This is a genomic window from Candidatus Zixiibacteriota bacterium (assembly GCA_018820315.1).
Lineage (GTDB): Bacteria > Zixibacteria > MSB-5A5 > JAABVY01 > JAHJOQ01 > JAHJOQ01.
Genome location: JAHJOQ010000105.1, coordinates 41,303 through 60,701, shown reverse-complemented (window position 1 = coordinate 60,701; position 19,399 = coordinate 41,303). Strand labels below are relative to the sequence as shown.

The following is a 19,399-nucleotide window of genomic DNA, read 5'->3' as shown; positions in this document are numbered from 1 at the left end:
TGCAGGGCTTCACTCCTCTGGCGGGCTACAGGGTATCGCCAAAGCTCGCATTTGTGGCTTCATATAGCCTTCACTCAGAGAAGAAGGGCAGCCAGACACAGCGACTGAAATCTGAGTATTTGGACAATTTCTATTATGGCTCCAAGTCGAGGATGGTGTTCTCACAAAACACTCTGCACATCTGGGCCCAATATGACCCTGCGAACGGACATTTCTTCCTGATGGGCGGAGTTGAGCTGGTACGGATGAGAGCCGAACTGACCAACACGATCACAGTCGATTACAAAGACCCGTATTACCCGTTCTCGGATGCGGCAACATGGACCGCGGAAGGATCCGACAACGCGATTGGTCTTTTCTTCGGAGCCGGAACGGAGATCCAGATTTCACCAACGATTTCTCTGGTGACCACAGCACATTACTCATTGACCAGATACACAGGTAGCGATCTGCTTACAGTTGCCGAGGCTCCAGGACCAGTGGATGACCCAAGTCTTGACCTTGAACTCGGCATTGGCGGTTTCGGTGGGGAAATAGGGCTACGAGTATATTTGCCATCCGGTAGATGATGCAGACTTTACGACAAGGTAGTCGCTCATGATTCACTTGCGAAATGCAGATTATCTATTAACTTTGAGATCAGAGTCCGAAACATCCAAGCAAACTGCAGCTGCACGACTAACTTGAAGAGTCAACAGGAATTCACTGTTACGAATAGAATGACTGAGGAAGTTAAGCCGCTAAACAATCTCGAAGGAGGTCGACCATGAAGAGTCCGATCAAACGTCCTGCAGGCATCATCCAGCTGCTCATGATTATGTGTATGTGTATGTCATCATGCCGCAAAGATGACCCGCCCCCACCGCCTGGTTGCCAGCACGGTGAAGTGACACTATCCCCTGGCTCGGCGAGCGTTCTTCCGGACTCGACAGTCCAATTCGCCGCATCGGTTTGCGAAGCCTCACAATCAATTGGAGGAACACTAGCACCCGTCGCAGCATCAGGTGTGGACTGGACCATCAATGGGATACCCAATGGCGATGCAAGTGTGGGGACGATCAATCCCACTGGGTTGTACACTGCTCCAGCCTGGATACCATCAGATCCCTTGCTAATTGTGAAGGCGATCAGTTGTGAGTATCCATCGAAATCTGATTCGGCAGAGGTGACCGTCCCCGCATGGTCGTGCCCCAGCGCTGGGCAGTGGGGAGGAAATACATCGCAAGGCAAACTGGTAACGCACTGGCTGTCTCAAACTGAGCCATGCGGGCTCGATTCGTTCAGAATAGAGGGTGTGTCTGCCTCATGCGGGATTTCGATTACTTTAACGGTTTCCTGGGGTTCGCCGTTAGACCTCAGGGGAGTTGGCTATGAAACCTGCTTCACTTCGCCATGTACGAAGCCTTATGAGTCAGGAATAGAAATGTGCTGGTTTTTTGATTCATCAGGGAGTGCTCACGGCAGTTTTAAGTATTGGTACGCCGGATCGAATTGCGAAAAGTGTATCGATATCGATTGGTCGGCTGTCATTGGGGGCCCTGCACCCGTCATACTTGATAACGACTTGCACCAGACTGGCCAGAGCAGACCGAACACTGTCAACCAGGAATGGGAGGGGATCAATGACGATGGCAAAAGCTTCACTACTAGAGTAGAAGTGACTATATTATGAAACAGGTGATGAGGCGTGCCGATACATCTCTCGATAGTATAAGCTGAAGGAGGGAGTCATTTCTGTAACTTTCTTTCCTTTACGCGATATCGATGCTTCAGAAGTCTGAGCATGCGTAAATGCACTTCTCACACAACGGTCGAGTAGTCGTTGCCTAGCTGCCTGTACTCCCAAGTCTCATGCCCTACACGTGACTAAGATATTGCTGCTACTGGTATAGCCTGAGGAGAATAATACCGGATCTTACGGGCTGTAGAGATTCATCGAGTAGTTCGGTTCGGAGGTTGCAGGTTATCATCTCAGAAGTTCGTGTTATGGCCTCATCACTTTCTGCTGACTTACATTCTCGGCAGGCCTTTCGTTTGTGACAATGCTGTGGCCATCATTATCAATATAGCGGCGAAACTCAAATCGGCTGAGATTCGAAGCGATCCGGTCTGACTTGCTGTCTAAACTACAGTTGACTGACGCCTGTCAGTATAAAGAATGTTCTAAACTCCACCCCGGAGAACTATGAATGCGAAGCTAAGGTGATAGGTCAGCATACTGAACCCGAACGGAACGTCCTGTGCCTAGTTGTAAGAGCTTTCTGAAAGCATGATCTATGTCACCGAATCCGAGATCATGTCGATGAAATTGCCTCTTTCCGGCCCAGTATTATTGACCGCTCAAAAGGATCGGTCACAAGGTACAACTGTTCGTAGTGCCAGCACTCCGTTAACTCACAACGAGTCAAAAGGTTAGGCGGGCGCGATGTGAATGGCTGTGTGAACCGATGGATTGATCTCGAATCCGGGTTTTGAACTGGGGTTCAAAAGGTACCCCCGGCAGGACTCGAACCTGCTACCCTCTGCTTAGAAGGCAGATGCTCTATCCGGATGAGCTACGGGGGCACATCTGTCATTCGAACACGCAATAATAACCCCGCCGAACCGCAATTGCAATATAAATTTGCCCGCCATCTCCCACGCCCTGCATCGACAAATTGCAGAAGTCTCAATCGAATGCAAATCCTAATCGACAGTAGATTTATCTTGACAAAACTCTACATATTCGTATTCTGGAAACGATAGCTACCATATCAGTTTCCAATATGAGGTGATCTCATGATGTATATAATGGCACTAATTAAGCCCTCGACATGTTGTCTTGAGTATGAATACTAAGTATACCATTATAGTATTATGAGTACTACATCCAAGAGAGACGCCGCTAACATCCAGATGCGCACGCGTATAATTGAAGCTTCCAGAGAGAAGTTCTTCCGATTCGGTTTCAGCGCGATCACAACCGATGAAATTGCCACAGATCTTGGCATCAGCAAAAAGACTCTATACAGACACTTCTCAAGCAAAGATGAACTCCTGCACCAGGCGGTCTTTGATCTCCTTGCGGACACCGCATTTCAACTTCGAGGCATCCTGCACGACGATGAGACAGACTTTGTCGAGAAACTCAAGATGTCTGTATCTCTGATGGTGAAGACTCTTTCCAGGTTTCATAGCCCATTTGTCAGGGATGTTCAGCGCAGCTCACCCGAAACCTACACAAAGATACTCAAATTCAGGCGGACAAAGATCCTGAGCCAATTCAGCGCACTCTTCCAATCAGGTATTGAAACCGGCTTGCTCAGAAAAGACATGGATATCAATCTGCTGATGGTAATATTCACGCAACTGATTGACGGCGTTGTAAACCCGGAAGTTGTTTCCCAACTTCCCTACTCGACACATGAAGTTTTTGAGGGAGTAATGAACACTTTTCTGATAGGGATATTATCTGATAAATCGAGAGCACAATATCAGACTTGATTCGACTGGAGAAAAAGGACACGCAGGGAGGAGAATTATCTATGAGTGTTAGAAAATATCGATGGCTGACCGGTTGGCTGGGATGTGCGGTGCTGTATCTTGTGATTGCTCTCACTCTACATTCGTGCGCAGGCAATTCGGGCGACGGTATCATCACTGCATCCGGCACAATTGAGGCAACAGAGATCAATGTCTCATCGAAAGCAGCCGGGGAAATCCTCAAGCTCTATACGAGCGAAGGAGATCACATCGGTCATGGTGATACAATCGCATTGATCGACACGACAGCGTACGCATTGCAGCTCCGGCAGGCTGATGCTGCTGTCGATCTGGCTGATGCACAGTATCGCTTAATGATCAAAGGAGCTCGGTCGGAAGATGTGAGGTACACCGAAGAAGCTCTGACGCAGGCGGAGACTGGTCTGAAAGTCGCCAAAGATGATGCCGACAGGATGGAGGAGCTATACAGCACGCAGAGCGTAACAAAGAAGCAGAGGGACGATGCTGCGGCACGGTACACGGTCGCGCTGGCTCAATTTCGCTCCGCCGAACAGGCTTTGCAGAAAGTACGAACTATCGCCCGGCCGGAAGAGATTCAATCCGCAGAAGCGCGGCTCCGTCAGACGCAGGCAGCGCGCGACCTTCTCTCGAAAGCGCTCGCTGATTGCAATATTGTCTCCCCTTCCAAGGGCATCGTGACCGATCGACCCGTCGAGGCAGGAGAACTCGCCGGAATGGGTTCTATCGTCGTAACAGTATCCAAACTCGACACTGTCAACTTGATGATCTATGTGAGTGAGATTGAGCTTGGCATGGTCAAGCTGGGTCAGACTGCCACTGTCGGAATCGATACTTATCCGGGCAGGGAATTTGACGGACGTGTCGTGTACATATCACCGATTGCCGAGTTCACTCCCAAGAATATTCAAACCGAGGATGAGAGAGTGAAGCTCGTCTTCGGAGTGAAGGTCAAAATCCCGAACCCCGATGGCATCCTGAAGCCGGGAATGCCGGCAGACGCAACTATCGATACAGAATGATGGTCACTCTGATTCGCAGGAGATTTGAAGACGGAAATAGCAGTTGAAATAACAGAATTGTCGAAGCGATTTGGATCGACCCAGGCAGTAGACAGACTCTCTCTGTCAGTCGATGCCGGTGAAATGTTCGGTCTGGTCGGACCTGACGGGGCGGGTAAGACGACGACAATCCGAATGCTGTGCGGCGCCATCAGTCCCGATTCCGGGGATGCAAACGTTCTCGGTCACAGTCTGGCTGAAGATATTGTGGGCATCAAACAGGAAATCGGATACCTGTCCCAGAAATTCAGCCTCTACGGAGATCTGACTGTTGATGAAAATATCGAGTTCTTTGCGGAGATTCATAATGTAAACAGCTACTCTGAGCGTAGAAATCAATTACTCCGGTTCACGCGCCTGACTCCATTCAGAGACAGGCTTGCGGAGCGGCTTTCCGGAGGAATGAGACAGAAACTGGCACTCGCATGCACTCTGATCCACACGCCAAAGCTAATATTTCTTGATGAGCCGACTGTCGGTGTCGATCCCGTTTCACGCCGCGATTTCTGGATGATTCTGGCTGATCTGCTCAAACAGGGCATCACGGTTTTCCTGACTACTCCGTACCTCGACGAAGCAGAGCGATGCACTCGGGTTGCGCTGATGAATGAGGGCAGGATCATGGTTTGCGATTCGCCGAGCAAATTGAAGACGCTCATGAAAGGAAGCATGCTTGAATTGGTATCCCCCGAAATCAGAAAAACATACAATCTTCTCAAGATGGCGCAGGGTATCTCCGAAATTCAGGCATTTGGCGATAGACTTCACTTAGTAGTCGAGGATTCTGGGAACAGTGAAGAGAAGATCAGACAATTGCTGGCAACCGGCGGTATTCCCATCGAAAGCATACGGAGAATAGCGCCATCGCTGGAGAATGTTTTTATATCAATGGTTAGATATGGCTGAGGTGAGGTGATTCATGAGGAAGATTCTATATATCCTGGCTCTCTTGCTGTTAATAACTCGGCCCGGGGTCACATTAGCTGGGCAGGCAATGACTCTCACAGTAGATGAATGTGTCGATATCGGTATCGAGAATAGCCACAAACTCCATTCATCGATGATGGAAGTGCAGAGTGCGAAGAGTAAGTCTGCTGAGGCAAGATCGTACCAATTGCCGACAGTGTCTGCGCGCGCGAGCTATGCCAAGCTTAGCGAGGTTCCGCCTTTCATTGTCACGTTGCCCCCTAATCCGATTTTCGATGGTCAGTTCACTCTCTCTCCGACAGTGACCAGCTCCCACAGTCTGGATTTATATGTCACTCAGCCGCTTTTTACAGGTTTCCGCCTGAGCAGCGGGCTCAGAGCGGCTGAACGGAGCGCCGACGCCACCGAATTCGATTACACAGCCGATAGTAGCGACCTCTCGTTTGATATTCGAGTTGCCTACTGGAACCTGTACAAGGCAATTGAACTTAGGAAGGCTGCTGCAGAGAATGTCACACTCGTCGAAGCTCATCTAAGGGACACCCAGAACTTTCTCGATAAGGGGCTTCTGACCAGGAATGAATTACTGAAGGTGCAGACACAATTGTCTCAGAGCCGCCTCATGTTGTTGGAGACGGAGAATTCAGTGAGGCTAGCTCAGATCGGACTCAACTCGACAATTGGGCTTCCCCTGTCGACTGAAGTCGTGCTGGCATCGGAGGCAATTGGCACTGACGGAGAAGCTGGCAACCTTGACTCACTGAAGCGAGTCGGACTTACAGCAAGACCGGAATTGCAGGCATTGCGGCATCGAATCAGAGCAGGTGAAGCAGCGGTCACGATGGCCAGATCGGGATTCTATCCGCAGGTGATGCTTAGCGGAAACTACAATTATTCTAAGCCGAACCCCAGAATCCTTCCCACAAGAGACCAATGGGACGATTCGTGGAGCGTCGGAGTGGCAGTATCATATGATATCTGGAATTGGGGACGGACATATCATCAGGCAAGTCAAGCTAAGGCGCAGCTAAATATGGCCAAAGACGCAATGGCACAACTAAAGGATGCTGTCGAATTCGAAATCACGGCAGATTATCTCAGCCTGCTCAAAGCCAACGAGGCCGTCAAAGTAGCGTCTGATGGAGTTGCCCAGGCTGATGAAAGTCTTCGTATCACTAGAAGCAAGTTTGATGCGGGAGTAGCTTCCACAACAGACCTTCTCGATACCGAAGTTGCACTGTTTAATGCCCGGACAAGCTACACGCACGCGATCGTGGATCGTCAACTGGCACAAGCAAGACTGCGCTCGGCTGTAGGGGACTGATACTGATGAATACACTGGCAATAGAAGTCAGCAAGTTGAAAAAACAGTTCGGACGGTTTGTCGCTGTGGATGGTATCGACTTCAAAGTTCGCAAAGGAGAAATATTCGGATTCCTCGGAGCGAATGGTGCCGGGAAATCGACAACGATAAGAATGTTGTGTGGGCTTCTCAGTTCTACTTCAGGCACTGCAACAGTCGCTGGGTTCGACATCAACACACAACCGGAGCAGATAAAAGCGAACATTGGTTACATGTCGCAGCGGTTCTCTCTTTATGACGATCTGACTGTCAGGGAGAATATCACGTTCTTCGGCGGAACCTATGGGCTCAAGAGCCGCCGGTTCATCGAGAGAATGAAATGGGTCGTTCAAATGGCAGGGCTCAAAGGTATGGAGGACAACATGACCAAATCCCTGCCGGGTGGCTGGAAACAACGGCTCGCACTCGGCTGCGCAGTCATTCACGAACCACAGATCGTGTTCCTGGATGAGCCAACGAGCGGTGTCGACCCGATCTCCCGAAGAGACTTTTGGGATCTGATCAACACAGTCTCAGAACTTGGCTCGACAGTATTTGTGACTACGCACTATCTCGAAGAAGCTGAATACTGTAACAATATAGTGCTCATTCATGCAGGAAGGATTGTGGCATCGGGCAGTCCGAGCGAGCTTAAATCCAAATACATCTCTGATTCACTCTATGAAATCGAATGTGACAATGTGCTGCTCGCTCTGGAGATTCTGAAACGAGATGATGCTATCACGGAGACTTCAATGTTCGGGAACCTCATACATATCAGTACGGCTGATCAGGAGATTGAGAACCGGGCCAGGGGTTTGCTGGCAGAGAGATCCGTCTCTCTCAAGAGAATTGAACCGATAGTGCCTTCACTGGAAGATGTTTTCATTCACCTGGTACAAGAGAAGCCACTCAATGAGCAAGCCAAGTCGTAACGACATAACGCGATTGACAAAGGTGATCCGGAGTATCTGAGATGACAAATCGATTGAAGCCTGTCATAAAGAAAGAACTTCGGCAAATATCGAGAGACAGGCGTACTCTCGGAATTCTCCTCTTCATTCCGGCATTTATGCTCGTTATGTTCGGTTATGCTCTGAATTTCGATGTGCGCGACATTTCGCTCGCAGTATGCGACGAGGACAAAACCTCCAGCAGCCGCGAGTTCATCGAGAGCTTCCTGCACTCCGAATACTTCACCCTGAACTACTCTGTCAACGACCCACGTGAGTTGGATGAGTTGCTCGACAACGGTGATGCGTTGGTTGCTATCGTCGTTCCGATAGGCTTTTCCGAAAGCATTCTTGCGGGCAGGACATCTTCCGTGCAAGTGCTCGTTGACGGCACGAATCCGACCTCTGCTTCAACAGCTGTCGGCTATGCGACAGCAATAGTGCAGAGCTATTCGAACAAGATCATCACGCATTCGCTGATGCGAGTTGGTCGATCCGGTGTGGCTGCTCCAATTGACTACAGGCCGAGAATCTGGTTCAACCCAGAGCTGAAAAGCGCGAAATTTCTTATTCCCGGACTTATCGGATTCATCCTTATGGTTACAGCGGTCGTATCGACGTCACTCTCGATAGTGCGGGAGAAAGAACGGGGAACCATGGAGCAGCTCACCGTCTCACCCCTCAATCCGATCGAGTTGATCCTCGGAAAAACGATTCCCTATATCGTAATCTCGTTGGTAGCGACTGTCGCAATCCTGATCGTCGGTCAAGTCCTGTTCGATGTTACAGTTAAGGGTAGCTATGCCCTGCTGCTACTTGTGACTCTCATCTATCTGACAGCATGTTTGGGACTCGGACTGTTGATTTCTTCAATTTCGGATTCTCAGCAGGTGGCCTTCCAGATAGCGGTCATGGCTACTATGCTTCCGACTTTCCTGCTTTCGGGATTCGTCTTCCCGATCAGAAATATGCCGATCGTGGTCCAGGCGGTTACCTATATCGTGCCTGCCAGGTTTTTCATGGTGGCTCTGCGGGCAATTGTGCTCAAAGGAGTGGGAATTACCGCCTTCTGGGATCAGCTGCTATATCTGCTCGCTTTTGCGCTGTTGACTATTGGATTGAGCTCTCTGAGAATGAGAGGCACACTGCTTAGATCGAAGATCCTGAAACAACCTAAGAAACGCGGAAAAGACCTGACATGAATACGATACTGCATCTAATCCGCAAAGAGTTCCTGCAGCTGAAGCGCGACAAGCGAATGTTGCCTATCATTTTCGTGGCTCCTATCTTTCAAGTTATAATTCTAGGTTATGCGGCGAATCTCGATGTCAATGACATACCGACAGTGATCTGCGATCTCGACAGGTCTCATGCAAGTCGCGAGTTGGTAGACAAGTTCACGCATTCAGGGTTTTTCACCGCTACGGATTATGTCGATGATATCAGAGACATCGATCGAGATATTGATCGAGGGAATGCTTCGTTAGCTGTCGTAGTTCCCATCGGTTTCGGAGACGATCTCAAAGCAGGTCGGCAAGCTTCACTGCAGTTGATTGCTGACGGATCTGACGCTAATCTGACGACAGTCGGGCTCGCATACGCTTCCGGAATCGTTGCTGATTATTCGAAGAGAATCGCCGTAAAACGTGCGGCGAGAAGCGGCACATCCGGGATTACCAATGCTGGTGTCGATGCGAGAATCCGTGTTTGGTACAATCCCGAACTCAGGAGCAAGAACTTCATGGTGCCGGGAATACTCGGGCTTCTGCTGATGGTCATGACGATGCTGCTGACTTCGCTTGCGATAGTCAAAGAGAAGGAAGTCGGCACGATGGAGCAGCTTGTGGTTACGCCTATCAGACCGATACAACTCATTATCGGCAAACTCACCCCCTTCGCGATAATCGGGATTATAGACGTAGTACTGATCCTGTTTGTATCGACTTTCTGGTTCGATATTCCGGTGGCGGGAAGCATATTTCTGCTTGTATTTCTATGCACAGTATTCCTGATGACCACACTCGGACTCGGATTGTTTATATCGACAGTCTCTTCGACTCAGCAGCAAGCGATGATGACTTCGGTCTTTTTCGTGATGCAACCCATGATATTCCTTTCCGGGTTTGTATTCCCAATAGAAAATATGCCGAAGATCATTCAGTGGTACACGTATCTTCTGCCGCTGAGATACTTCTTTACTATCGTAAGGGGGATATTCCTGAAGGGGATCGGAATCGCAGAACTGTGGGATGAGGCACTGATAATGTTCCTGTTCGGGCTAGCAATCCTCGCACTCAGTGTCGCCCGATTCCAGAAGAAGTTGGGGTGATAGTCCAGGCGGAAATCGACTGCCTAATGGGATCCTGATCAGTCCACGTATCTGCTTTTTCCTGCAACCTTCCTCCCCCATTTCCCGTCATATAGTCAGGACCTGCAAATGAAACGTGGAGGGAAATCATGAAGTCTGTCATAACTGTATTTCTGTTAGCTCTTCTCATATTGCCGCGTGCGAATGCATCCGAAGTCGAGAGTTACACATACAGTCGCTCTCACGGGTCGAGTGGCACCCTGTGGTCAACAGGAGACATCGATTTTGACATTGAGGACGGCAGCATCATTATGACTCAGCGGGGCCGCCACAAAAGCCGGATCGAAATCACAGAGGACTACAAACTGTACGTCGACGGTGAACTCATCGAAACCACTCCTGAACAGGAGAAGCTCGTCGCGGAATGCTACACCACTTCAATGGAATTAGTCGAAAAGGCTAAAGAGATCGGACTTGAAGGCGCGAAGATAGGACTCATCGGAGCCGGGATCGGTCTGAAAGCGGTCGGCGGTGTTCTCAAAGCAATTTTCACCGAATACGAGTTCGAAGACCTCGAAGCTGAACTGGATGATCAGACAGAAGAACTCCAGGAGAGGGCTGACGAGCTTGAAGAACGAGCGGAAGTGATCGAAGACTTGGCGGCAGACCTTGAGGATGTGTTTGATGAAATGGTCTATGAAATTCCTGAGCTTGCCGACTGGGAAGATGCCTGGGATGACAATAATGACGGCACTTGAAATAGATAAGACTTGAATCGTTGCAGAGGTTACGCCCCTCCCGACAGAATCCTATCTGACAAGGTCAGGCTCCAGATGAGCCTGGCCTTCTTCATTGGGCCAACTAACTTCGGCTGCATACGTCATATTAGTTCGACTGTGACACGGTGACCAGGGCAGATGCATCGACATTTGTGAGAACCGTATACACTATCATGTGGTTATAGCGGTTAGTTCGAACCTAAACTTCAGAAAGGAAGGCGTGATGAAAGCAAAGTTAGTACTCGGAATCATCTTGGCGCTCGCTGCAACGATCGTTCTCTCTAATCAGGCATGGTCGCACTGCGAGATTCCGTGTGGAATCTATGACGACGCCATGCGCTACGGTATGCTTTCCGAGTATACCACAACCATCGAGAAATCGATGGACCAGATCACCGCGCTCTCAGCCGAAAGAGATAAGAACTACAATCAGATCGTGCGGTGGGTCACAAACAAGGAAGAACACGCAGATAAGTTTCAGGAAGTCGTAAGTCAATATTTCCTGACGCAGCGATTCAAGCCGGTTTCGCCTGATTCAGGAGCAGCTTATGAAGAGTACATCACACAATTGAAGTTGATGCATGAGATGCTTGTCTATGCTATGAAGTGCAAGCAGACAACGGATAAGGCCAACACAGTAAAACTGGGCGAGCTGGTCTCGAAGTCACGCAAGTTATATTTTCATGAGTAGGCAGCCTAAGCGTCCGACAAACACCCTATCACGCCAGATTCAAGATCTGCAGCCTCTGAACAGTGAACGCAATCCGCACTTACCCCCATATAAAGGGAGCGGCACATAGCCGCTCCCTAAAGAGACTCTGTTGAGAAATCTAACCTGATATCATCCCGGCCAGTTGGCACAGGCATTCGGATCAGGCTCAGGTCCTCCTGTAAATATGTAGGCAATCAAGTACACAACGTCATCGATGTCGAGTCCACCGCTGCCGTCCGCATCACCGCAACAGACCGCCGTAACGGGTGCCGGACCTCCGGTGAAGATATATGCAATCTCATATACAACGTCATCGATGTCGACCGCACCGCTGCCATCAGCATCACCCGGCACGCAGTCGACGCTTCCGCAGCCGGGACAATTCAGCCCATTGGCCGCAATCCACTCCTTGCCTTTGTCGATCAATGCCTGCAGATCAACTACCCCGGTCTTCGAACCGGCCTTGACCTTACAGAACTTGTAGCATGCGCCGGGAGCAAGAGTGACATTCTGCTTGATCGCATAGAATGAATTCAAGTCCTGAGCTGTGTCGGGATTGTCGGCAGTGAATGAACTGAGCGAGGCGAGCAGACCTCCGATCTCAGCCGGATGATAGCCTGCATTGCTGTACACCCATTCGTCGTTCTGAAGAACTATTGCACCCGCTATGCCTCCGCAAATGCCCACAGTGGCATAGTAGTTGACTTCGGGATCTGCGTCAGACGGACCAAACTGATACACTTCCTGCCTCATATCGTCCTTGGAGCACTGGTTCTCTGATCCTCCCGCGCCATCCGGGATATCCCAGTCGATACCCTCACCGACGTGTAGGGTCATAGATGCGGCAGTGTTGTTGCATATCTCGACTCGCTCTACAATCACGCAGGTATCCGGATGCTTTGGAACATAGAACTGAATCGTTCCGATGATCGCCGTGTCCTGCGTGCAGAACGATCCCTGTGCATATTCATACGAGCCGGAATCGGCAGTAACCAGAAGACCCAAAGCGCGGAACTCAACTTTGGAGTCAGAACCGTCAAACATGGAGAAAGACGTATTGGTGGTGTCGTTTGCATAAGTAACCACTACACCCTCATCATACATGAATGTGCTGCTGTCTTCGAACCACCACATATTGCCCTTTTCTGAACGGGTCGAGAGTCCCGCACGTGGTACATTCCATACTCCAACGGACCAGCATGCAGTGGAGAGCAATTCATTCTCCGGGACGAAGAAGTCACAGAACACATACAGATCAACATTGATAACCCCAGATATGGCGCCACCGCACGCTTCAACATCCATAGTCGTGTGATATACCCCTTCGTCGACAATCGGTCCGAAAGTGAATTGCACGGATTCGCTGTTACCACAACCGGCGGGAAGTGACCCGGCTGCACTGGCCGGTGTCAGCCAGGTAGCGTTAGATGTGACAGTGTAGCTCGTAGGCTCGTTACCCGTGTTAGTCAGTTCCAGATCAAATGTTACCGTGATATCACCCGTACATCCAGTCGAGCCATCATTCGGAGCTATCCATGTCGGATAGCCGATAGACGTAGGTGTATATCCGATATTGCAGAAGGTCGCCGGCGTGAAGCAAGGCACACTGAGATACATGACCGGACTCTGCGTTGGCTCTCCCTCGCCCTGTACTTGACCTCCGGCATCTTTGTCATTTATATACTGGATATGAACCGAGTCGACACTGTACATAGCCATTGATGACCAGTGATCGCTCTCACAGTTGCCGGCAGTACAGTCAGGTGTTGGCGTGTTGGTCAGGTTTTGAGCCTCACCCCAGGTAACACCACCGTCCGCGGAACCAGCGAGGAAGATTTCACCGTTGGAGAAGTAACCATCCGAGTTATCAATACATGTGTCACCTGTGGCGTCAGTGAGAGCACCAAACCGAGTGAAAGAGACGTACATCCGGCTGACATCCAATAAAGTGTCAAGACACTCGGAGATATTCATCTTGGTTGCCGAGAGGTTGAAAGCTCCGGGGTTAATGCCATTGCTCGGTCTCGCAGCATCATAAACGATGGAAATACAGCCGCTCGGACCGTCATCCCAGTGCCAGAGTCTTGACTGCTGGTCTTCGGGCTCGCAAGGAGTACTTCCGGTCAGATCATGCAATGCAGTATTCCATACAATGTGCAGTTTCCCGTCCGTGGCATACATAGCAGACAAGTCAGTGTATGCCATACCGTTTGCGAGCTTATCCGGCGATACGGTTCCGCCCTGCGTGTAGTCCGTGACATTGACAATCGATCCCCACGTGTTGCCATAGTCGAACGACTTCATATACGCTATGTCATTCTGCCACTGCAACTGGCCGCATGGATCATTCGGATCATTGGCATAGTATGCCGGCTTCGCCCAGACAATCGCGAGCTCACCCGGATTGGCATGATTCACACGCACAACAGGAGCAGTATCATAGATGGAATCGATGGCAGTCCCGCAATCCGGCCAATTAAAATCGCTTCCTCCAACACTACGATAATATACCATTGTCGAAATAAGCTCTGCTGCGAATTCGACGGCGACCGCATGTACTATGTCCAATCCGGCAGAATCCTGCCAGGCTACGACAGGCCATACATACTGGTTATTTGCTTCATTGCCTCCGGTATTCCAGTTCTCACAGGTAGGAGGCGGCGGTGCCGCCGGTCCAAAAGTGAACAATCCACCGGATGGAAAGCCGTCAACGTCAGCATGCACGCCATAACTATCCTCCGATTGTCCCCAGTGACCAGACACTACGACACTTCCGGAAGCAGTCACGTCACACGTTGTGTATCCGCCATTTAGATCGCCGAACTGCTTTCCACCGGTGAGTCCAAACCCGTGGGCGAACGCACCGGCTGTGAGATTCCAAGCATTATACCGAAGATAGCGATCCCCGGTCTCGGTCTCCCGTCTCATCCAAGTGAAGTGAACGTATTGTGTGAATGGCTGATGAGCCGCTTGGCGACCCATCGTACCGTTGTGCTGGTAGTCGTAGACCGTGATGCCCATGTCGTGTCCGGGTGACTGAGTGGTCCCGAAGTACGGTATCGCCGGGCCTGTCGATATCAAATCCAGGTCCTCAGCCCCGGTCAGATTCTTGTGGATGAATTGTCGACTGCTCGCATCTTTCGCCGACTGCTTCGCAAGAACCGATCCAGCGGACAGTGTCAGAAAGAAAGCCGCAAGAATCGTTGCGATAAGTAATTTCTTCCGCATTTCCTACTCCTCTAATGATGGTTGCCAGTTGCATTTCGCCCGGGCAGACGCGAGCACGCACTGCCACCTGATACTCTTGCCGTCGCCACTCTCAGCGAAATCTCCAATCCTCGAGATTGATGCCGATAAGTCACCTCCTTCCGCACACAGGATGGTTATCGTGTTGTCATTCGCAGACAACACGCAACCCAAGCTGCCGGGAGTCCTTAAAAAACAATATTACAACTGCCAGAGACAGAGCACACTATCCCGTGCCTCGCAAACTACTGCTGAAGACAACAGTATACACCAAGTGAGATTTCTCCCCATCAGGCGCTATTGAAACACGGCTAATCTTCGATAAGTACAAGTCCTCAGCTTGACTAAGCTGACCGATATTAGTAGTATAATGCCAGCCAGAAATTAGTCAAGGACTATCTTCGGGCGATTATTACACCAAATTCCCTGATCCGGCGGAGTTAATTGGATGGTTGTCATGTTGGACTGCTCAATGGAGATCAAAGAATGAAACAATGGAAAGTCTACCTCTCGGGGGAAATACATAGCGACTGGCGGGACAGTATCAGTAAGGCATGCACAGCAGCAAATCTGCCGATATCGTTCTTCTCACCAGTACCCGACCATGCTGCCAGCGATAGCTGCGGAGTCGATATTCTCGGTCAGGAAGAAACCGATTACTGGAAAGATGTCAAGGGTGCCGGTATCAACGCCATTCGCACGAGGACTCTGATTAAGGACTCAGATATTGTCATAGTACGCTTTGGCGACAAGTACAAGCAGTGGAATTCTGCATTTATCGCAGGTTTCGCAGCCGCACTGAACAAACCGCTGATCGTCCAACATCCTCCGGAATACAATCATGCACTGAAAGAGGTCGACACAGCCGCGTGCGCAGTTGCAGAGACGGAGGAACAATTGATTGAAATCCTGAAATATATAGTGCAATAGAGAAGCTTGTACCCCCGCTACACACCTTCCCACATTTATGTCGTTGGATGGAAACATATCAGACATTCAGATCGTAATGGACTAATACGGTCGACATTAGACCGCTGGACGGAGAATCGCGAGGCTGGTTAAGGACACTGATTTTCTGAGACAGAAGAATGTCTAAACACTCATACTTTCAGTTAGGAGATCATCATGAGTAACGGAATGCCGAAAGCTGGCACATTCTGCTGGAACGAATTGACAACCAAAGACGCTAAAGCCAGCAAGAGCTTCTTCACTCAGTTGCTGGGCTGGGATACGAAAGAGTCTGAATTTGATGACATGAAGTACACGGAATTTCAGGTAGACGGCAAGTCAGTAGCAGGAATGCTTCAGATGACTGAAGAGTGGGGCGACGCCCCCTCGCATTGGATGGGATATATCACCGTTGTTGATGTCGATGGTGTCGCTGCCAAAGTCGAATCGCTTGGAGGGAAGGTATGTGTACCACCAACCGACATCCCGAATATCGGAAGATTCGCAGTGATTAACGATCCGGCCGGGGCGACTGTATCATTGATCACCCTCGCTTCCAGATAACATACGAATTGCCGCACATAAAATCGCCGGGGAGCATCCCCGGCGATTTCTTCTGTTTAATATCTGTTAGCGCATAGTCACAGTTGTTTCTGATCAATTGCTGCATTGAGCGCATGGTGCCGGTCCGCCCGAAAAGACGAAGTGTACCAGGTAGACGGCATCATCGATGTCGGGGCTGCCTGTGCAGTCAACATCGCCTGAAGCGATGGGGTTCGGCGCAGATCCGCCCGAGAATATGTATGCTATCAAGTATACAATATCATCTATGTCGACATCGCCGCTTGCATCAGGATCACCGCACATATAGTTAATGCATTCAAGAGCAATCACCATCACGGCATCGATTGCAGCCTCGATATTGGAGTCATCACCCATGTCGGACGCGACGAATCTCAACCTTACCACATCAGTCGGTGCTACATGATCACTTACGATGAATTCATCAGTGAACCACCCACCCGATGCGTTCACGACAGGACCGATGATCCTCACCGTCTTCCAACTCGCCCCGTCATCACTCGAAACATCAACTGACATGTAGTCTGTTGAGGGAGCTCCCCCCTGGTCATTTGAATACCAGTAAGCATAACTGATGGATGCGTCAAATCCCGCAAGCTGTAAAGCCGGTGACATGAGTTCTGTAGAGCCATTGTCAACATCGGACTCGCCAGCATCGTTCTGCGTGAGGTAGCAGCTGCCGGAACCATCGTAGTCACTGGTGGGATCGCCATAGGAACCGCCGCCTGATGGGACTCCGCGCTCCCAGCCACCGGAAATGGCTGTACCACTCTCGGTCCAGCTATTGTCGAACTCAAAGTCATCAGACAAGTACACAGTCGCTTCGGGAGGCACCGTCTCCGAATACACACTCACCGGCGCATCTATTGGGTCGTATGTAACTCCCGCTCCTTCAGCCTCTGAACTGACGTACCAGTCTATGTTGCTTTCACAGAGAGCACCGGGAAGGATAGCTTCATATTCATTAGCGCCAAGAATGCCCATTGGCTCACCCTGATAAGGAGCACCGTCGATTGAGTAGTACAGTGTTCCGGAACCGGCAACCGGTTCAACAGTCCCGGCATGCACTATCACTCTGAATACTGTTTCCTGTTCAGGTGCAGCGATTGCAGGATATCCGTCAGGATACTCGAACCAGACAGGGGACAGAGCAGGGCAATCCATATTGTGTGCTCCGAATCCGGCGCAAATTTCAGGATAGTGTGGAGTGCCATTAGCAATTATCGGATCATCATCATCCAGAGTCAACCAGTCTATCGTAATCTGTGGAGTTATCCTGTTTCCGGAGTGCAGCAGCATTGAATTGATCGCGAGACTTCCCAGAATGTCGCGATATGTCTCAGGATAGCTCGCAAGAAGTTCATTGCGTGTGCTCCAGACACAACCTGAAATGAGATTGCCGCAGTAATGCCCTTCGCCGTTGCACGGATACTGAAAAGAGTTGTCCGCGTTTCTGAGCGGGTAATTGCAGTATCCTGAACCGTAGAAGCCGTACGCAAGCCCGGAATCGTCGGTAATCAAAACACCCATCACATCGCCATAGCCTTCTCCGTACTGATCCTGCCCGTTGCCGGACTCTGCGACCACGTGATGCCCATATTCATGATGTACGACCGTCGAATAGGCTGTGTTTGGATACCCGGATTCTCCTTTGCAGAAGTTTATCGAAGAGCCGTTGTACCAGGCGTTGTCGGGACAGTATCCATCACTGCGATTTACATGGACGGGAAAGCCGGTCTGTTCTGAAAGAGTCGGGAACTCCGGATTGAAAGACAGCACCATGTCCCGCACAACATTCGCATGATAGTAGCCGTTTACTTCAGCTCTCGTGAATTCTCCGTTCGCTGGATTGTGAATGAAATTAGCAGGTCCCGGAGGAGTGACTGCAGATGTGAGTAATGACGGTTCCCCTGCAGCATTCAACACCTGGAAAAACTCGCCCCAGATCGTTGATGACACGATGACAGGAGTCGACCCGGCATTGGGCAACACAAAATCACCGTTAACATCAGTGTATGTCTCTGAAGATCCTCTGGTCACGCGGGCATATGGAAGAGGCGTAACGACCTCCTCTTCACAATCGCCGGAAGCAATGCCTTCGGTCGCATAGCCGCTCACGTTGCCAACTATGTCTTCAAATATGACGAGATTCTCTTCGTATAGTATCTCACCGGTCTGAGCGTCGGCGACAAACATCCATTTCTGATAATCTTTGCCTGTAGCTTCGAATGTGATCGACAGAACCGGCTCGGAGTTGATCTCATCATATCCCGCCCATATCACTGTCTCCGGTTCGCCGAAATCCGTTAATTCGGGATGCGATACTCGCACAACATTCTGAGCCAGATCGTAGTGCACACTGGATTTCTGGGTCGGGACGAAGTCTCCGAGGTCTCTGAGAGCGGAACCGGCAAGAACGACGGGAAACCCCGGCTCGTTGCGAACAAGGATCTTCAGATCAGATCGAAATACCGGGATACCATTCCTCTGTTGGGAATAATACACAAGAGTGAATTTGTATTCGCCCGTCTCTTGGTTGTACATGAGCTGCTGGGTGCGCCTGCCATCTTTGAGCAGGCTGCTCGGTACCAGATCGGAAGGCTCTGCTCCGAACACAGCAGAATGCCGGGTGCGGAATTGGTCGGCAGAACTCAAAACGTCAGCGCCTGAACCGAATGCACGCCCGTACAGTTTGGTTATCCTACCATCCTCGCTATAAGCCTTCACTTCGGGATAATCCACGCTGAGTCGCTCGAAAGCAAACTCCGCTTTGTTCTGGTCAGATGCAGATACTTGGGTGGCAGAGATCAGGAAGGTGATCAGGATCATCAATGATACTGCTACTGTACGATTAAACATTGTTCCTCCGGATGTAATCGCTTCACTGTTAATCAGACATGAAGTATAGTAGCAAGGTTCCTCACTAGTCACGAGAAACCTCTAACTCGTTATAAGATAATTGATTGTCATTCTGTGTCAAGGACTATTTAGGATGAAGCCAGTCTATATTCGAGGAATTGTCTCTATGTTGGTTGATATC

General features: G+C 50.1%; 15 protein-coding genes and 1 tRNA gene. 13 read left to right on the top strand and 3 right to left on the bottom strand.

Going from position 1 to position 19,399, the window contains the following annotated elements; all coding sequences use genetic code 11:
• Nucleotides 1-569 (top strand): hypothetical protein (locus KKH67_10585; GenBank protein MBU1319623.1); only part of this gene is annotated, 569 nt, incomplete at its 5' end.
• Nucleotides 570-766: 197 nt separating this feature from the next.
• Nucleotides 767-1,672 carry a hypothetical protein gene (locus tag KKH67_10580; GenBank protein ID MBU1319622.1) on the top strand — a complete coding sequence of 302 codons (906 nt, stop codon included), beginning with the start codon at nucleotides 767-769 and terminating at the stop codon, nucleotides 1,670-1,672.
• A gap of 819 nt (nucleotides 1,673-2,491) precedes the next feature.
• On the opposite strand, the gene KKH67_10575 is transcribed toward KKH67_10580, so the two are convergent.
• Nucleotides 2,492-2,565 (bottom strand) — tRNA-Arg (locus tag KKH67_10575).
• Between the two features lie 291 nt (nucleotides 2,566-2,856).
• Here KKH67_10575 and KKH67_10570 point away from each other — a divergent pair.
• The 9 genes from KKH67_10570 (at nucleotide 2,857) to KKH67_10530 (ending at nucleotide 11,562) form a co-directional block, all read left to right on the top strand.
• The gene (locus KKH67_10570) at nucleotides 2,857-3,483 is read left to right on the top strand and encodes a TetR/AcrR family transcriptional regulator (GenBank protein MBU1319621.1); all 627 of its coding nucleotides are present in this window, start codon (nucleotides 2,857-2,859) and stop codon (nucleotides 3,481-3,483) included.
• Between the two features lie 41 nt (nucleotides 3,484-3,524).
• Complete coding sequence (locus KKH67_10565) at nucleotides 3,525-4,523, top strand: efflux RND transporter periplasmic adaptor subunit (protein ID MBU1319620.1); 999 nt, start codon at nucleotides 3,525-3,527, stop codon at nucleotides 4,521-4,523.
• Between the two features lie 24 nt (nucleotides 4,524-4,547).
• Nucleotides 4,548-5,468 carry an ABC transporter ATP-binding protein gene (locus KKH67_10560; protein ID MBU1319619.1) on the top strand — a complete coding sequence of 307 codons (921 nt, stop codon included), beginning with the start codon at nucleotides 4,548-4,550 and terminating at the stop codon, nucleotides 5,466-5,468.
• Between the two features lie 13 nt (nucleotides 5,469-5,481).
• Nucleotides 5,482-6,813, top strand: coding sequence for a TolC family protein (locus tag KKH67_10555; GenBank protein ID MBU1319618.1), 1,332 nt, complete (start codon nucleotides 5,482-5,484; stop codon nucleotides 6,811-6,813).
• A 5-nt stretch (nucleotides 6,814-6,818) separates the two neighbouring features.
• Nucleotides 6,819-7,766, top strand: a complete 948-nt coding sequence (locus tag KKH67_10550) for an ABC transporter ATP-binding protein (protein MBU1319617.1) — start codon at nucleotides 6,819-6,821, stop codon at nucleotides 7,764-7,766.
• Between the two features lie 41 nt (nucleotides 7,767-7,807).
• Nucleotides 7,808-8,986 (top strand): ABC transporter permease, encoded by a 1,179-nt coding sequence (locus KKH67_10545; protein ID MBU1319616.1) that lies wholly within the window; start codon nucleotides 7,808-7,810, stop codon nucleotides 8,984-8,986.
• Nucleotides 8,983-10,113, top strand: a complete 1,131-nt coding sequence (locus KKH67_10540; GenBank protein MBU1319615.1) for an ABC transporter permease — start codon at nucleotides 8,983-8,985, stop codon at nucleotides 10,111-10,113. Before KKH67_10545 ends, KKH67_10540 begins: the two co-directional genes overlap by 4 nt.
• 128 nt (nucleotides 10,114-10,241) lie before the next feature.
• Entirely contained in the window at nucleotides 10,242-10,850 is a 609-nt protein-coding gene (locus tag KKH67_10535; protein MBU1319614.1) for a YggN family protein, read from the top strand.
• A 244-nt stretch (nucleotides 10,851-11,094) separates the two neighbouring features.
• Nucleotides 11,095-11,562 carry a superoxide dismutase, Ni gene (locus tag KKH67_10530; GenBank protein ID MBU1319613.1) on the top strand — a complete coding sequence of 156 codons (468 nt, stop codon included), beginning with the start codon at nucleotides 11,095-11,097 and terminating at the stop codon, nucleotides 11,560-11,562.
• Nucleotides 11,563-11,712: 150 nt separating this feature from the next.
• Here the strand turns inward: KKH67_10530 and KKH67_10525 are convergent, their stop codons facing one another.
• Nucleotides 11,713-14,811 carry a dockerin type I repeat-containing protein gene (locus KKH67_10525; protein ID MBU1319612.1) on the bottom strand — a complete coding sequence of 1,033 codons (3,099 nt, stop codon included), beginning with the start codon at nucleotides 14,809-14,811 and terminating at the stop codon, nucleotides 11,713-11,715.
• A 504-nt stretch (nucleotides 14,812-15,315) separates the two neighbouring features.
• On the opposite strand from KKH67_10525, the gene KKH67_10520 reads away from it, so the two are divergent.
• Both KKH67_10520 and KKH67_10515 read left to right on the top strand, forming a co-directional pair.
• A complete protein-coding gene (locus KKH67_10520; GenBank protein ID MBU1319611.1) occupies nucleotides 15,316-15,759 on the top strand; it encodes a YtoQ family protein in 444 nt (147 codons plus the stop codon).
• A gap of 195 nt (nucleotides 15,760-15,954) precedes the next feature.
• Nucleotides 15,955-16,341, top strand: coding sequence for a VOC family protein (locus KKH67_10515; GenBank protein MBU1319610.1), 387 nt, complete (start codon nucleotides 15,955-15,957; stop codon nucleotides 16,339-16,341).
• Nucleotides 16,342-16,434: 93 nt separating this feature from the next.
• On the opposite strand, the gene KKH67_10510 is transcribed toward KKH67_10515, so the two are convergent.
• The gene (locus KKH67_10510) at nucleotides 16,435-19,218 is read right to left on the bottom strand and encodes a hypothetical protein (protein MBU1319609.1); all 2,784 of its coding nucleotides are present in this window, start codon (nucleotides 19,216-19,218) and stop codon (nucleotides 16,435-16,437) included.
• Between the last annotated feature and the right edge of the window lie 181 nt (nucleotides 19,219-19,399).

Bases quoted from the DNA above. Each gene is read 5' to 3' on its own strand.
- KKH67_10545 (MBU1319616.1), top strand. From the start codon at position 7,808: ATGACAAATCGATTGAAGCCTGTCATAAAGAAAGAACTTCGGCAAATA.
- KKH67_10510 (MBU1319609.1), bottom strand. From the start codon at position 19,218: ATGTTTAATCGTACAGTAGCAGTATCATTGATGATCCTGATCACCTTC.
- KKH67_10570 (MBU1319621.1), top strand. From the start codon at position 2,857: ATGAGTACTACATCCAAGAGAGACGCCGCTAACATCCAGATGCGCACG.
- KKH67_10550 (MBU1319617.1), top strand. From the start codon at position 6,819: ATGAATACACTGGCAATAGAAGTCAGCAAGTTGAAAAAACAGTTCGGA.
- KKH67_10540 (MBU1319615.1), top strand. From the start codon at position 8,983: ATGAATACGATACTGCATCTAATCCGCAAAGAGTTCCTGCAGCTGAAG.
- KKH67_10530 (MBU1319613.1), top strand. From the start codon at position 11,095: ATGAAAGCAAAGTTAGTACTCGGAATCATCTTGGCGCTCGCTGCAACG.
- KKH67_10565 (MBU1319620.1), top strand. From the start codon at position 3,525: ATGAGTGTTAGAAAATATCGATGGCTGACCGGTTGGCTGGGATGTGCG.
- KKH67_10580 (MBU1319622.1), top strand. From the start codon at position 767: ATGAAGAGTCCGATCAAACGTCCTGCAGGCATCATCCAGCTGCTCATG.
- KKH67_10535 (MBU1319614.1), top strand. From the start codon at position 10,242: ATGAAGTCTGTCATAACTGTATTTCTGTTAGCTCTTCTCATATTGCCG.
- KKH67_10520 (MBU1319611.1), top strand. From the start codon at position 15,316: ATGAAACAATGGAAAGTCTACCTCTCGGGGGAAATACATAGCGACTGG.
- KKH67_10525 (MBU1319612.1), bottom strand. From the start codon at position 14,811: ATGCGGAAGAAATTACTTATCGCAACGATTCTTGCGGCTTTCTTTCTG.
- KKH67_10555 (MBU1319618.1), top strand. From the start codon at position 5,482: ATGAGGAAGATTCTATATATCCTGGCTCTCTTGCTGTTAATAACTCGG.
- KKH67_10515 (MBU1319610.1), top strand. From the start codon at position 15,955: ATGAGTAACGGAATGCCGAAAGCTGGCACATTCTGCTGGAACGAATTG.